General features: G+C 38.0%; 12 protein-coding genes. 10 read left to right on the top strand and 2 right to left on the bottom strand.

Annotated elements, in window-relative coordinates:
- Nucleotides 1-166 precede the first annotated feature (166 nt).
- From adk to A6E04_RS10865, 9 genes are all read left to right on the top strand, one after another.
- Nucleotides 167-811: an adenylate kinase gene (adk, locus tag A6E04_RS10905; protein WP_017022411.1), complete on the top strand. Its 645-nt coding sequence runs from the start codon at nt 167-169 to the stop codon at nt 809-811.
- A gap of 83 nt (nt 812-894) precedes the next feature.
- Entirely contained in the window at nt 895-1,863 is a 969-nt protein-coding gene (gene hemH / locus A6E04_RS10900; RefSeq protein WP_065611342.1) for a ferrochelatase, read from the top strand.
- A 349-nt stretch (nt 1,864-2,212) separates the two neighbouring features.
- The gene (gene tig / locus A6E04_RS10895) at nt 2,213-3,511 is read left to right on the top strand and encodes a trigger factor (RefSeq protein WP_065611341.1); all 1,299 of its coding nucleotides are present in this window, start codon (nt 2,213-2,215) and stop codon (nt 3,509-3,511) included.
- Between the two features lie 100 nt (nt 3,512-3,611).
- A complete protein-coding gene (gene clpP, locus A6E04_RS10890) occupies nt 3,612-4,235 on the top strand; it encodes an ATP-dependent Clp endopeptidase proteolytic subunit ClpP (RefSeq protein ID WP_012549607.1) in 624 nt (207 codons plus the stop codon).
- 86 nt (nt 4,236-4,321) lie between these two features.
- Nucleotides 4,322-5,608: an ATP-dependent protease ATP-binding subunit ClpX gene (gene clpX / locus A6E04_RS10885; RefSeq protein ID WP_017022413.1), complete on the top strand. Its 1,287-nt coding sequence runs from the start codon at nt 4,322-4,324 to the stop codon at nt 5,606-5,608.
- A 133-nt stretch (nt 5,609-5,741) separates the two neighbouring features.
- Nucleotides 5,742-8,105: an endopeptidase La gene (gene lon / locus A6E04_RS10880; RefSeq protein WP_065611339.1), complete on the top strand. Its 2,364-nt coding sequence runs from the start codon at nt 5,742-5,744 to the stop codon at nt 8,103-8,105.
- Between the two features lie 163 nt (nt 8,106-8,268).
- Complete coding sequence (locus A6E04_RS10875) at nt 8,269-8,541, top strand: HU family DNA-binding protein (RefSeq protein WP_023603608.1); 273 nt, start codon at nt 8,269-8,271, stop codon at nt 8,539-8,541.
- A gap of 201 nt (nt 8,542-8,742) precedes the next feature.
- Nucleotides 8,743-10,599 (top strand): peptidylprolyl isomerase, encoded by a 1,857-nt coding sequence (gene ppiD, locus A6E04_RS10870; RefSeq protein WP_017022415.1) that lies wholly within the window; start codon nt 8,743-8,745, stop codon nt 10,597-10,599.
- A gap of 205 nt (nt 10,600-10,804) precedes the next feature.
- Nucleotides 10,805-11,101, top strand: coding sequence for a ComEA family DNA-binding protein (locus A6E04_RS10865; protein ID WP_023603607.1), 297 nt, complete (start codon nt 10,805-10,807; stop codon nt 11,099-11,101).
- A 90-nt stretch (nt 11,102-11,191) separates the two neighbouring features.
- Here A6E04_RS10865 and A6E04_RS10860 read toward each other — a convergent pair whose 3' ends face one another.
- Nucleotides 11,192-12,547: a peptide MFS transporter gene (locus A6E04_RS10860; protein WP_023603606.1), complete on the bottom strand. Its 1,356-nt coding sequence runs from the start codon at nt 12,545-12,547 to the stop codon at nt 11,192-11,194.
- A gap of 394 nt (nt 12,548-12,941) precedes the next feature.
- On the opposite strand from A6E04_RS10860, the gene rfaH reads away from it, so the two are divergent.
- Entirely contained in the window at nt 12,942-13,439 is a 498-nt protein-coding gene (gene rfaH, locus A6E04_RS10855; RefSeq protein WP_023603605.1) for a transcription/translation regulatory transformer protein RfaH, read from the top strand.
- A 47-nt stretch (nt 13,440-13,486) separates the two neighbouring features.
- On the opposite strand, the gene asnB is transcribed toward rfaH, so the two are convergent.
- A complete protein-coding gene (gene asnB / locus A6E04_RS10850; RefSeq protein WP_017022419.1) occupies nt 13,487-15,154 on the bottom strand; it encodes an asparagine synthase B in 1,668 nt (555 codons plus the stop codon).
- Between the last annotated feature and the right edge of the window lie 250 nt (nt 15,155-15,404).

Here is a 15,404-nt window from a genome sequence, read left to right as displayed (position 1 = left end):
TGCTATTTTCATCTCAAACTTGATAGCGTTCTCAGTTCCGTGTATCTTTCACGGCTTATTTTTAGAAATAAAACTTATACCTAAATTTATAAATTGAAATGCCGTGCGTATTTTTAGTTTGTAAGGTTTGGTATAAATTCCGAAATAAATTTTTAAGGGGAAAACAATGCGTATCATCCTTTTAGGTGCACCAGGTGCGGGTAAAGGTACTCAAGCTCAGTTCATCATGGATAAATTTGGTATTCCACAAATATCTACAGGTGACATGCTACGTGCAGCGATTAAAGCGGGCACTGAAATGGGCAAACAAGCGAAATCAGTAATTGATGCGGGTCAACTTGTCTCTGATGAGATCATTCTTGGTCTTGTTAAAGAGCGTATTGCTCAAGAAGATTGCGCTAAAGGTTTCCTATTAGATGGTTTCCCTCGTACGATCCCTCAAGCAGATGGCCTAAAAGAAAATGGCGTATCAATCGATTACGTTCTTGAGTTTGACGTTGCTGACGAAGTGATTGTTGAGCGTATGTCTGGTCGTCGTGCTCATCTTCCTTCTGGTCGTACTTATCATGTTACGTTCAACCCATCTAAGGTTGAAGGACAAGATGATGTAACTGGCGAACCGCTTGTTATTCGTGAAGATGATAAACCAGAAACAGTTCTTGCTCGTTTAGGTGTTTACCATGAGCAAACTGCACCACTGATTGCTTATTACACTAAAGAAGCAGAAGCAGGTAAAACAGAATATCTTAAATTTGATGGTACTAAATTAGTAACAGAAGTGAGTGCTGAGATCGAAAAAGCACTTTCGTAATCTTACCTAAGTCATCATTTATTGTTATATTGAAGGCGGCCTTATTGGTCGCCTTTTTTTATAGACAATAATGGATAATAACAGTGAATAATAAAAAAACAGGGGTGCTATTAGTTAACCTAGGTACACCTACGGCGCCAACAGCAGCGGCAGTAAAAACGTTTTTATCAGAATTCTTACATGATAAGAGAGTTGTTGATATGAACCGTTTTATTTGGTGCCCTTTGCTTCATGGGGTGATTCTACCGATTAGAGCCCCTAAAGTTGCAAAGCTATACCAGAGTGTTTGGATGGAAGACGGTTCACCATTAATGGTTTATTCACAACGTCAAGTGAGCGCATTACAAGATCGTCTTTCTCTTCCTGTCGCTTTGGGCATGACTTACGGTCAACCTGCGATTAAGTCTGGAATTGAGTTATTAGAAGAGCAGGGTTGTGATGAGATAATCATTTTACCGTTATATCCACAATATTCTAGAACAACAACGGCAGCTGTTTTTGACCAAATCGGTAAGCAATATAAAACAACGTCGGTGTTGCCTAATTTTACGATGGTTCATAATTACCACGATCACCCACTTTATATAAAAGCACTTGCAGAGTCGATCCGCCTTTCTTGGAAAGAAAAAGGAAAAGGGGATTATGTGTTATGTTCTTATCATGGTATCCCACAGCGTTTCGTTGATAATGGGGATATTTATGCTGAACATTGTATACGTACGACAGAATTACTTGCTGAAGAGCTTGGCTTAAACTCAGAACAAATTGGCATGAGTTATCAGTCGCGTTTTGGTCGAGAAGCATGGTTGCAACCCTATACTTCTGAAACATTAAAAGAACTGGCGCCAAAAGGGATAAAATCATTAGATATTATTAGCCCTGCGTTTTCTGTTGATTGTTTAGAAACACTTGAAGAGTTGTCTGAAGAGTGTAAAGAAATTTATATGACAGCTGGTGGTGAAAAATACACCTTTATTCCTTGTTTAAATGACGATGAATTACATATTGAGATGATGGCAGCTATTGTCAGTAGTAAGATTTCACGTAGTTAACCTCGTTTTTTAGAAAAAAAAGCGTTTAAAAGGGTTGAAAAATACTACTCATTGCCCAATTTCTTATTAAAGATTATCTACGTGTGTAGTGAGCCTCGACATAGATGGGTCAGATCGCTACAATATCGCGTCTTATTTTGCCACTTGGCTAAATGTCGTATTTTATTCAATGAAATACGCGATCTACTTATTATTAAGATAAGCAGATAGAAGAAAGATACCCAAGTTTGGTATCACGAATCATAGGGGTTACGGTTTCTATTTTATTAGGCCTGTAACGCAAGGATGCGACACGTATTTTTTGTCGCAAACTCAGAGAACCTGAGTCGATTTTGAGGTTTATATAAACATGCAAGTTACCGTTGAAACTAAAGAAGGCCTAGAGCGCGTTCTAACTATTACTGTTCCTGCTGCAAACATTGAAGATGCTGTAAATGCAGAGCTTCGTAACATCGCTAAAAATCGTCGTTTTGATGGCTTCCGTAAAGGTAAAGTTCCAATGAAGATGGTTGCTAAAATGTACGGCAGCGCTGTTCGTCACGATAAAATGGGTGAAGTTATGCAACGTCACTTCATTGAAGCGATCGTTAAAGACAAAATCAACCCAGCAGGCGCTCCAACATTTGCACCAGTTGAATTTGCTGAAGGCCAAGATTTAGTATTCACTGCAACATTTGAAATCTACCCAGAAGTAACACTTCAAGGTCTAGACAAAGTTGTTGTTGAGAAACCACAAGTTGAAGTTAAAGACGAAGACGTAGCAGAAATGCTAGAAACGCTACGTAAGCAACAAGCTACTTGGTCAGATGCTGACGTTGCGGCTGAAGATGGCACTCGCGCTACAATCAACTTTGTTGGTTCTATCGATGGTGAGCTATTTGAAGGCGGAAAAGCAGATAACTTCCCTCTAGAAATGGGCCAAGGTCGAATGATCCCTGGTTTCGAAGACGGTATCAAAGGTAAGAAAGCAGGCGACGAACTAACTATCAATGTTAACTTCCCTGAAGATTACCACGCTGAAAACCTAAAAGGTAAAGCTGCAGAATTTGCTATTACAGTAGTTAAAGTTGAAGCTCGTGAACTTCCAGAAATGAACGATGAGTTCGTAACTAAGTTTGGTGCTCAAGGCGGCGTTGAAGGTCTTAAAGCTGAAGTTCGTAAGAACATGGAGCGTGAATTAGCTCAAACAGTTAAAAACAAGATCAAAGAACAAGCAATCAATGGCCTAGTTGAACAAAACAACATTGACGTACCTTCTGCTCTTATCGATCAAGAAGTTCAAGTTTTACGTCAACAAGCAGTTCAACGTTTTGGCGGCAACGCTGATTCAGCTCCTGAGCTTCCACGTGAATTGTTCGAAGAACAAGCTAAGCGTCGTGTAGTTGTAGGTCTTCTTCTTGGTGAAGTAATCAAAACTGAAGAACTAAAAGCTGACGATGAGAAAGTAAAAGCACTTATCAACGAAATGGCTTCTGCTTACGAAGATCCAACTGAAGTTGTTGCTTACTACGAAGGCAACGAACAAATGATGAACAACATGCGTAATGTTGCTCTAGAAGAACAAGCGATTGATGCTATCTTAGCTAAAGCGCAAGTTTCTGAAAAAGCGGTTGGCTTTAACGAACTAATGAATCAACAACCAGCTTAATTTAAAATTAATTAAGTAGTTGACTTAGTTTCAAAAGATCTGCTAATAATGGTTCGAATGAAGCGTCATTCGGACCATTTATTTTATAAGGGATACGGTTATGAGCTATCAAGAAAACAATGCAATGCCTTCTATTATGGATGCACTTGTTCCTATGGTTGTTGAACAAACTTCACGTGGTGAGCGTTCGTATGATATTTATTCCCGTCTGTTAAAAGAGCGTGTTATCTTTTTAACAGGTCAAGTTGAAGATCACATGGCCAACCTAGTTGTGGCACAGTTGCTTTTCCTTGAGTCTGAAAACCCTGATAAGGATATCTTCCTATATATTAACTCTCCAGGCGGCTCAGTTACTGCAGGTATGTCTATCTATGACACCATGCAGTTCATTAAGCCAAATGTAAGTACGGTATGTATGGGTCAAGCATGTTCTATGGGTGCTTTCTTACTTGCAGGTGGCGCACCAGGTAAACGTTATGTATTACCTAATTCTCGTGTGATGATTCACCAACCACTTGGTGGTTTCCAAGGCCAAGCATCTGATATTCAAATTCATGCGCAAGAAATCTTAACGATTAAAAAGAAATTGAATACATTACTTGCTGAGCATACAGGCCAACCATTAGAAGTGATCGAAAAAGATACAGATCGTGATAACTTCATGGCTGCAGATGATGCAGTGAAATATGGTCTTGTAGATGCTGTGCTAAATAAGCGTGACTAATTAATAAAAAAGCAGTAACGTTTACAGCAAAGAAGGTAAGTTGGTATAGACTTACAGCATAAAGGCAACGTTTAAGAGGTTAGCAAATGACAGACAAGCGTAAAGACGAAAATAGTGGAAAGTTACTATATTGCTCTTTTTGCGGAAAAAGCCAGCATGAAGTTCGTAAATTAATTGCAGGTCCTTCTGTTTATGTTTGTGATGAGTGTGTTGATTTATGTAACGACATTATTCGCGAAGAGCTAAAAGATAATACTCTGTCTCCAAAAGAGAGCAGTGAAGAACTACCAACACCGCAAAATATTCGTGGTCATCTAGATGAGTACGTTATTGGTCAAGAACATGCTAAAAAAGTATTAGCGGTAGCGGTATACAATCACTACAAGCGTTTACGTAATGGCGATACTACAAAAGATGGCGTTGAGCTTGGTAAGAGTAATATTCTACTTATCGGACCAACAGGTAGTGGTAAAACATTACTTGCTGAAACGCTAGCTCGTTTCTTGGATGTTCCGTTTACTATGGCGGATGCAACCACATTAACAGAAGCCGGCTATGTAGGTGAAGATGTAGAAAACATCATTCAAAAGCTGCTACAAAAATGCGATTACGATCCAGCAAAAGCGGAACGTGGCATTGTATATATCGATGAAATTGACAAAATTTCTCGTAAGTCTGAAAACCCATCGATCACACGTGATGTCTCTGGTGAAGGTGTTCAGCAAGCATTATTGAAATTGATTGAAGGTACAATTGCATCAGTACCACCTCAAGGTGGACGTAAACATCCACAACAAGAATTCTTACAAGTAGATACTTCTAAGATTTTATTTATTTGTGGCGGTGCGTTTGCAGGCTTAGATAAAGTAATTGAACAACGAGTTGCAATTGGTACGGGTATTGGCTTTGCTGCTGATGTTCGTTCTAAAGATGACAAAGCAACCGTCGGTGACTTATTGAAGCAAATTGAGCCTGAAGATTTAATTAAATTCGGTTTAATTCCAGAGTTTATTGGTCGTTTACCAGTAACCACGACATTAACTGAATTAGATGAAGAAGCGTTGATCCAAATTTTAAGTCAACCTAAGAATGCATTAACTAAGCAATATGCTGCGTTATTTGATTTGGAAGGTGCTGAATTAGAATTTCGTGAAGATGCTTTGAGAGCAATTGCTAAAAAAGCAATGAGCCGTAAAACAGGTGCTCGTGGTCTTCGTTCAATTTTAGAAGCGATATTATTAGATACTATGTATGAATTACCATCTAAAGAAGGTGTTTCTAAAGTAGTTATCGACGAGTCTGTAATTAACGGTGAGTCAGAACCATTGTTGATGTTTGAAAATACAGAAACGAAAGCAATATCTGCAGAATAGTGTAATTTAGCTAATAAACAGACAAAAAGGAGGCATTGGCCTCCTTTTTTATTTTTTAATTTAAAATAATGTTGAATCTTAGCTACTTGCCCCCATATTATTTCTATAGATACTGACGGAGAGAGAGAAGAATATGAACCTGGAGCGTTCCGAGCGCATTGAGATACCAGTTCTGCCATTACGAGATGTAGTGGTGTATCCGCATATGGTTATTCCACTATTTGTGGGCCGTGAAAAATCCATCCGTTGCTTAGAAGCTGCAATGGAGCAGAACAAACAAGTCTTGCTTGTGGCACAAAAAGAAGCCGCTAAAGAAGAGCCGCAACTAGATGACCTGCACAGTGTTGGTACTATCGCGACTATTTTGCAACTATTGAAGTTGCCTGATGGTACTGTAAAGGTATTAGTTGAAGGTCAGCAGCGTGCAAAAATACATCAATTTTTAGAAGCAGATTTTTTTACTGCGGATGCCGAATTTTTAGTTACCCCTGAAATTGATGATGCTGAACAAGAAGTGATTATGCGTTCTGCAATTAATCAATTCGATGGTTTTATCAAACTGAATAAAAAGATCCCACCAGAAGTTCTGACTTCTTTGAGTGGTATTGAAGATGCCGCGCGTTTAGCCGATACCATTGCTGCTCATATGCCACTAAAGCTTGCTGATAAGCAAGAAGTGTTAGAGTTGATTGATGTGATCGCTCGTTTAGAGTTTTTGATGGGCATGATGGAGTCTGAAATAGACCTTCTGCAAATTGAAAAACGCATTCGTGGCCGCGTTAAAAAACAAATGGAAAAGAGTCAGCGTGAGTACTATTTGAATGAGCAAATGAAAGCTATTCAAAAAGAACTGGGCGACTTAGATGACGCTCCTGATGAATTTGAAGCTCTGCAAAAGAAAATTGCAGACGCTAAAATGCCAAAAGAAGCGCAAGAAAAAGCGGAACAAGAATTACAGAAGCTAAAGATGATGTCTCCGATGTCAGCAGAAGCAACCGTGGTTCGTAGTTACATTGACTGTATGGTTGGTGTGCCTTGGTTTAAGCGCTCTAAAGTCAAAAAAGACTTAGCTAAAGCAGAAGAGATCCTAAACGCTGACCACTATGGCTTAGAACGTGTTAAAGAACGTATTCTTGAGTATTTAGCGGTTCAAAGTCGAGTGACTAAACTTAAAGGTCCGATTCTTTGTTTAGTTGGACCTCCTGGTGTTGGTAAAACATCATTAGGGCAATCTATTGCGAGAGCGACAGGGCGTAAATATACACGAATGGCACTTGGTGGCGTTCGTGACGAAGCTGAGATTCGTGGTCATAGACGCACGTATATTGGTTCTTTACCTGGTAAATTAATTCAAAAAATGTCAAAAGTTGAGGTTAAAAACCCACTTTTCTTATTAGATGAAATTGATAAAATGTCTTCTGATATGCGCGGTGATCCAGCCTCTGCACTTCTTGAGGTGTTGGATCCAGAGCAAAACAGCACATTTAGTGACCATTATTTAGAAGTTGATTACGATTTATCTGATGTCATGTTTGTTGCAACATCGAATTCTATGAATATTCCTGGCCCATTGCTTGACCGTATGGAAGTGATTCGTTTATCTGGGTATACCGAAGACGAAAAGCTAAACATAGCTAAAAATCATTTATTGATGAAGCAAGTAAAGCGTAATGGTCTTAAAGAAGATGAAATTCAAATCGATGATTCAGCCATTATGGGAATTATCCGTTATTACACTAGAGAAGCTGGTGTACGTAGCTTAGAGAGAGAAATCTCTAAATTATGTCGTAAAGCAGTGAAGCAAATCTTACTTGATAAATCGATTAAAAAAGTAACGATTAATCAAGATAATCTAAAAGATTTCTTAGGTGTCCAACGTTGTGATTATGGTAAAGCAGACACTGAAAATCGAGTGGGTCAGGTTGTTGGTTTAGCATGGACTGAGGTCGGTGGTGATCTATTGACGATTGAAGCGGAATCTATGATTGGTAAAGGCAAACTTGCTTATACTGGTTCTCTTGGTGACGTTATGAAAGAGTCAATTCAAGCGGCAATGACGGTGGTTCGTACTCGAGCTGAAAAATTAGGTATTAATCCTGATTTTTATGAGAAACGTGATATTCATGTTCACGTACCAGAAGGCGCGACACCAAAAGATGGTCCAAGTGCTGGTGTTGGTATGTGTACTGCACTTGTATCAAGCTTAACGGGCAATCCAGTTCGTTCTGATGTTGCAATGACAGGTGAAATTACATTACGTGGTGAAGTACTGCCAATTGGTGGTTTAAAAGAAAAATTACTAGCTGCTCACCGTGGTGGTATTAAAACTGTCATTATTCCAAAAGATAATGAACGTGACTTAGAAGAAATCCCAGCAAACGTAATTGCTGATCTTTCGGTTCATCCTGTGAAGTGGATTGACGAGGTATTAACACTTGCTTTACAAAATGATCCTCAAGGCTTTAGTCTTGAATCGTCTCAAAAAAGTGATGTGTAGCAAAAAACGTTGATATAACAGGGCTGACAGGTCGAAAATACTTGTCAGCTTATAATGAGATAGCTAAGTTAGACACAGTGTTGTGATTTGTTTTTCACACCAAAATTACTATATATGGACTCATTCAATAAATATATGAATGAACAATTTAAAGGGGAATACCGTGAATAAATCTCAATTAGTTGATCAGATTGCTGAAAATGCAGATATCTCAAAAGCAGCAGCAGGCCGTGCTTTAGATGCATTAGTTGAAACAGTGACAGAGACACTAAAAAGTGGCGATCAAGTAACACTTGTTGGTTTCGGCTCGTTTATCGTTCGTGAGCGTGCTGCTCGTACAGGTCGTAATCCTAAGACTGGTGAAGCAATCGAGATTTCTGCTGCAAAAGTACCTGCATTTAAAGCAGGTAAAGCATTAAAAGATGCGTGTAACTAATCGAAAAAAAGATAAAACTCTACACAAGCCAAGTTAAGGCTAGTAAACTAGAGTGATTGATCGTAGGCGCATCCGATGATGCGCTTTTTTATTGTTAAATTTTTCTTTTGTTGAACTATTTTTAATTTTCACTATCAATAGAAATTAACGTTTTCTTAGGGATTATCATCCCAATTCAGTGATTAGGAGCTAAAACATATTATGATGGATCGAATTCGCGAAGGTTCAACTGGCCTCGTTGTTAAGATCATTCTCGGTCTAATTATTTTCTCATTTGTGTTTGCAGGTGTAGGTAGTTATTTAGTCGGTGGTAGTCAACCTCTAGCGGCTAAAGTCGGTGAGCGTGAAATAACACGAAATGATTTTGAACAAGTTTATCAAAATGAACGCAACCGTATGCAATCTCAACTGGGCGAATATTTTTCGACTCTACTTGGTGACCCCGCGTATGTAGAGCAATTCCGAAAGTCAGTTTTAGATCGTATGGTCAATGATGCTTTACTCGATAACCAAGCTCAAGAACTTGGTTTACGTGTAAGTGATGAACAAATACGCCAAGCAATTTTATCTATGCCTCAGTTCCAAAAAGATGGAAAGTTTGACGAAGAAATCTTCAATGTCTCATTACGCCGTGCTGGTTTCACTTCAGACAGCTTCGCTGAGTATTTACGTGGTGATCTTGTTCGTAATCAATTAGTGTCAGCGTTAGAATCAACAGAATTTACGCTAAGTAATGAAGTTAAAGCGCAAGGTGAACTTGAAGGTCAGCAACGTGAAATTCGTACCATTACTTTAGATACTGCGACATTTGCTAAAAATGCAAAAGTGACTGAAGAAGAAGTAAAAGAATACTATGATGCGAATAAACAACAATTTGTTCGTCCAGAACAAGTTAAAGTTTCTTATATTGAATTGTCTGGTGAATCATTGAAGGCACAAGCGCCAATTACTGATGAAGAAATTCAAACGTATTACAATGAGAATCAAGATAAGTACTCAACACAAGAAAAACGTGAAGTAAGCCATATCCTTATCAAAGGTGACGAAGCTGACGCTCAAGCGGTTCTTGCTCGTTTAGATGCAGGTGAAGATTTCGCTACTGTAGCAAAAGAAGACTCGCAAGATATTCCAACAGCAAAAGAAGGTGGTTCTTTAGGTTGGATTGAACGCGGTGTGATTGATCCTGAATTTGAAGATGCAGCTTTCCAACTTGTTAATGTAGGCGATCATTCAGGCTTAGTTAAATCTGCATTTGGTTATCATATTATTCAATTAGATGCGATTGAAGCACCAAAAACTAAGCCTTTGGCTAAAGTAAGTGCGGACATTAAAGCGTTTTTAGTTGATGAGCACGCTGCAGATGCTTTTTATAGCATGCAAACAGAATTAGCAGAAAAAGCATTTGAATCTCCTGATTCACTAGATGATGCTGCTGAAGCAGTAAATGCAAAAGTAATTACTTCTGATTTCTTCTCTCAAGCGGATGCACCAGCATTGCTAGCGAATAGTGATGTGCTTCAAGCTATTTATAGCGCAGAAGTAAAAGAAGATGGCTTAAATTCTGATGTTATTGAGATTGCTCCTGAACACGTAGTTGTTGTTCGTGTTGAAGAGTCTCGTGATGAAATGGTATTACCGTTAGAAGAGGTTAAAGCGTCTGTTATTACTCGCTTATCTCAAGCTAAAGGTGAGCAAAAAGCATTAGAGTTAGCGAAGAATACAATTACGGCGTTAAATAAAGACGATGATGCATATTTATCAGAGCAAGGCTTAGTATTTACAGAAGCACGAATGATTACTCGTGCAGATGAACTTGCTAACGATGTTTACCGTTTACAAAAACCGACTGCTGATAAGCCTACATACGCTCAAGTAATGGATCGACAAGGTAATAATGTCATTGTTGCTTTGGATGGCGTACTAGAACTTGATAATAGCGCAATGGCCGAACAAGTAAGTACTCGTCTGCTTAGAACTCAGACACAACAAGATTTAACGGCGACACTTGATACGCTTAAATCTAATACCGAAATTAGTTATCCATTATTAGAGCAATAATTTAGTTCAATGTAATTGATAAGTAAATCAGACGGGCTCCTTATTGGAGCCCGTCGTGTTTTTAAAGAAGGCAAAGTTTTCTTCATTGGGCTAATTCATCGCTTCCACTACTATAAATTTGATGATTGAAATGGATAAGCATTTTCCTGTTGTCTCAGCATCATGGTTACCATTCATTAAATGATAAGGGAAGAGAATGAAAGTTATGTCAGTGTTTATTAATACTCTGTTATTAAGTTTTTGCTTGTTTACTAGCGGTGTAATAAGTGCAAGTGAAAAGGCCATTGATAAACATGAAGGTATTGAGATCGTTGTTAATATAAATAAAGCAGACATCGAAGAGTTAGATACATTACTTATCGGTGTGGGTGAATCTAAAGCTCAAGCGATTATAGATTACCGCAACGCAAATGGTAAATTCACAACGATTAATGAATTAGCTAATGTTAAAGGTATTGGTGAAAAATTGATCGAGAAGAATAAGAACCGTATTAAGTTATAATATAGTTGCCTAAAAAAGCCATTTCATACGATGAAATGGCTTTTTAGTTTTAGTCATGTCGTTATTACTTAAATAACTATCACGATATAACTAGTGTGCTTTTTCAGCTCCGTGCATCCAGCGGATCAACGTTCCTGAAATCATCAATAGTAAAATCCCAGAGATAGTTGCCGAAATTGCGATACCAGCAAAGATGTCTAGTGCCCCTAAACTCTCGACGTGAGAGCCTACAACACCCGCAATGTAATTTGAGATAGCATTGAAACCAAACCATGTCCCCATCATTAAAGAGGCTAAGCGTAGTGGTGCTAATTTAGTAACTAAAGAGAGCCCAATAGGGGATAAACATAATTCGCCTAAAGTATGAAAGAAATAGGCGCCGACTAACCAATACATTGATGTTTTGATTGTTAAGTCCCCACCTTGCTGCATTACAGCACCAACCATGCAAAGAAAGCCAATCGCTAAAAAGAATAAGGCGAGAGCAAACTTTATTGGAGAGCTTGGCTCTTTAGGACCTAACTTTATCCATAGCATAGCAATAAGTGGGGCTAACGTAATGATGAAGAATGGATTTAACGATTGGAACCAAGCCGCAGGGACTTCAAATGAACCAATCATTCTATCTGTGTATTGTTGAGAATATATATTCATTAAGCCACCAGCCTGTTCAAAACCGGCCCAAAAGACAATAACGAACAATCCCATCACCATAATAACTTTTAGACGATCGGTTTCTACTTTACTTAAAACATGATGAGATGTTCCTTTTGCTTCTGCTCTTTCTTTTGCAATGTGTGCGGCAGGGCGAACACCTATATCACCTAAGAAGCGTTGTGCAAAAAAGGTTTGAATAATTAAGCTAATAATCATACCAATGCCTGCAGCAGCAAAGCCGGCTTTCCATCCCCATATTCCAGTAACAGAACCAGAAACAACACCAGCCAGTAATGAACCTAAATTGATCCCCATATAGAAGATAGTGAATGCACCATCACGACGGTGATCGCCATTTTGGTATAAATCACCTACCATTGTGGATACATTTGGTTTAAATAAACCATTACCTGCAATGAGGAATCCTAAACCAACATAAAAGAGAGTCTCAACCGAGAGTGGCAAGGTATTATGAGGAAGAGCTAACGTAAATTGGCCGATGACCATTAAAAAACCACCAATAAGTAATGATTTTCGTTGGCCAAGATAATTATCGGCTAACCAACCACCAATGAGTGGTGTGATATACATAAGAGCGGTATAGGTACCATATAGGCTTAATGCATCCTTAACGGTCCAGCCTAAACCACCATTAATGGTTCTATCTGTTAAATATAAGACTAAAATCGCCCTCATGGCGTAATAAGAGAATCGTTCCCATAATTCAGTTCCAAAAAGTAGGAAAAGCCCTTGAGGGTGTCCCATTAATAACTTGTTGTTATTTGGCATAATGCTCTCTTTAGTCAATTTTATTTTAATTTTTTATAGTAGTTAAATTTATACTCTCTCAATGTAATTACTGCAACAGAGTTTGAATAAATGTGATCTATTTAACATTGTAAGTTGTTGAAATATTTAGAAACACCTTACACATAGTTGGGGTTCTATCCTAGGGTTCACTATAACCATAGTTGTCATTATCTATTGTAGTGTCTATTTTGGTTTTATTATCTTATTTTGTGCTTATTTTTAGTTTTTTAATCTTATTTATGCAATGTTAATGAAGTTAACATCTTATTGATGTGTGTATCTGCATTCTATGCTGCCTTTATACAAGGTAGAAATTCTTTTCATTTTGATAGCGTGATATTATTAGCACTGGTTAGGTGCAGGGATAGAAATGATGAAACAGTGGTATTTACTTTATTGTAAACGTGGAGATCAGCAACGAGCAAAGTTGCATCTAGAAAATCAGAATGTAGAGTGTTTTTATCCTGAAATTGACGTCGAAAAGATGATAAGGGGAAAACGAACGACAGTGAAGGAACCTTTATTTCCTTGTTATATGTTTGTAAGGTTTGATTTTACTGTTGGACCGACCTTTACGACGATTCGTTCAACACGTGGTATTAGTGATTTTGTGCGTTTTGGGTCACAACCTAAAGTGTTAAATGGTGATCTTATTTATTCATTAAAGCAATTAGGTGAAGATCTACATCATAAAAAAACCATAGAGTGCTTGCCTGAAAGTGGACAAAAAGTAGATATTATTGAAGGGCCATATACTGGGATTGATGCTATTTATAAAGAAGCAGATGGAGAGATGCGTTCAATTCTTTTGATTACATTAATAAATAAAAAAGTAGAAATAAAAATCGAAAATATTAATGTGGGTTTCTAAATAAAAAAAAGCGCTAAGAGCGCTTTTTTTATGAATGCTTATTTTAGTTAGCTATAAGCTTCGTTATGTATGGCTTGAACGGCTCGTCCTGATGGATCTGCACAGTTTTTAAATGATTCATCCCACTCAATTGCCTTTGCAGAAGAACAAGCGATAGAAGGTCCACCAGGTACGCATTTAGCTGCGTCTTCAAGAGGAAACAGTTCTTCAAAGATCTCACGATACACATAAGCTTCTTTAGTTAATGGAGTATTGTATGGAAAGCGGAATTTTGCTGATTCCATTTGTTGATCTGTTACTTTTGCTTCAGCAGTTTCACGTAAAGAATCAATCCAACCATAGCCTACACCATCAGAGAATTGTTCTTTTTGTCTCCAAGCAATGGCTTCTGGTAAGTCATCTTCAAAACATTCGCGAAGAATGTGTTTTTCCATTTTTCCGTTACCACACATTTTATCTTGTGGATTCAATCGCATAGCAACATCAATAAATTCTTTATCTAAGAAAGGAACACGGCCTTCAACTCCCCAAGCGGCGAGTGACTTATTGGCACGAGCACAATCAAACATATTTAAAGCAAGCAACTTACGTACTGTTTCTTCATGGAATTCTTTTTTATTTGGTGCTTTATGGAAATATAAGTAACCACCAAAGATTTCATCAGCACCTTCACCTGACAGTACCATTTTGATACCCATTGCTTTGATTTTACGACCCAATAAATACATTGGCGTAGAAGCTCGAATTGTTGTCACATCATATGTTTCAATGTGATAAATAACATCACGAATAGCGTCAAGGCCTTCTTGAATGGTATAAGTCATTTCATGATGGACAGTACCTATTTGGTTAGCGACTTCGCGAGCTGCTTTTAAATCAGGAGCCCCTTCTAAGCCAACGGCGAATGAATGCAGTTGAGGCCACCATGCTTCAGATTTTTCGTTGTCTTCAATACGCATAGCTGCGAATTTCTTTGCAACCGCTGAAGTAATTGATGAATCAAGGCCACCAGATAGAAGGACACCATAAGGTACATCCGTCATTAATTGACGTTTAACGGCATCTTCTAATGCCTGTTTAAGATCGTCTTTGCTCGTTGGGTTATCTTTTACTGCATCATATTCCATCCAGTCACGCACATAATAACGAGTTGGTTCCGCATCTTTTGAAGAATAGAAGTGACCCGGAGGAAATTCACTCATTGATTTACATACAGGAACAAGCGCTTTCATTTCAGAAGCAATATAATAATTACCATGCTCATCATAGCCGTGATACATAGGAATGATACCAATGTGGTCACGACCGATTAAGTATTCGTCTTTTTCTTCATCATAAAGAATAAAAGCAAAAATACCGTTTAGGTCTTCTAATAAATCAGCACCTTTATCACGATATAGAGCTAAAATAACTTCACAGTCAGAATCCGTTTGGAAATCATAATCATCGGCGTATTTTGCACGAAGCTCTTTATGGTTATAGATTTCACCATTTACAGCAAGGATGTGTTGCTTATCTTTGCTATATAAAGGTTGAGCTCCACTGTTCAAACCGACAATAGCAAGACGTTCATGTGCCAAGATCGCTTTATCTGATGAATAAATTCCAGACCAATCCGGTCCTCTGTGACGTAGCTTTTTTGACATCTCAAGCGCAACTTTGCGAAGTGGCGTAGGGTCACTTTTTATATCTAAAATTCCAAAAATTGAGCACATAAAATTCCCTCTTTCTTTCTTAATTTTTATCGTAAATTATTGTCTTGAATACAATTTGACATAATCACTAAAAAAAACAACCCAGAAATACAAATAAAATCACAAAAACGTAGCTTGATTAGAATATATTTAATATTTTAAGTAAAAATTGATGGAATCGTTAGTTTAAGTCTCAAGATCAATCAATTTGAAAGGAAGAAGAAAGGAAATAAGAAGGAATTGATATCATTCCTTCTTATTTGATGTACTT

The sequence above is a fragment of the Aliivibrio logei genome (genome assembly GCF_001691055.1).
In the GTDB taxonomy this organism is placed as follows: Bacteria; Pseudomonadota; Gammaproteobacteria; order Enterobacterales; family Vibrionaceae; genus Aliivibrio; species Aliivibrio salmonicida.
This window is presented reverse-complemented; position numbering and strand designations above follow the sequence as displayed.

Excerpts from the sequence above, each read along its gene's own strand:
- adk (WP_017022411.1), top strand. The coding sequence starts at position 167 with ATGCGTATCATCCTTTTAGGTGCACCAGGTGCGGGTAAAGGTACTCAA.
- tig (WP_065611341.1), top strand. The coding sequence starts at position 2,213 with ATGCAAGTTACCGTTGAAACTAAAGAAGGCCTAGAGCGCGTTCTAACT.
- clpP (WP_012549607.1), top strand. The coding sequence starts at position 3,612 with ATGAGCTATCAAGAAAACAATGCAATGCCTTCTATTATGGATGCACTT.
- clpX (WP_017022413.1), top strand. The coding sequence starts at position 4,322 with ATGACAGACAAGCGTAAAGACGAAAATAGTGGAAAGTTACTATATTGC.
- lon (WP_065611339.1), top strand. The coding sequence starts at position 5,742 with ATGAACCTGGAGCGTTCCGAGCGCATTGAGATACCAGTTCTGCCATTA.
- ppiD (WP_017022415.1), top strand. The coding sequence starts at position 8,743 with ATGATGGATCGAATTCGCGAAGGTTCAACTGGCCTCGTTGTTAAGATC.
- A6E04_RS10865 (WP_023603607.1), top strand. The coding sequence starts at position 10,805 with ATGTCAGTGTTTATTAATACTCTGTTATTAAGTTTTTGCTTGTTTACT.
- A6E04_RS10860 (WP_023603606.1), bottom strand. The coding sequence starts at position 12,547 with ATGCCAAATAACAACAAGTTATTAATGGGACACCCTCAAGGGCTTTTC.
- rfaH (WP_023603605.1), top strand. The coding sequence starts at position 12,942 with ATGAAACAGTGGTATTTACTTTATTGTAAACGTGGAGATCAGCAACGA.
- asnB (WP_017022419.1), bottom strand. The coding sequence starts at position 15,154 with ATGTGCTCAATTTTTGGAATTTTAGATATAAAAAGTGACCCTACGCCA.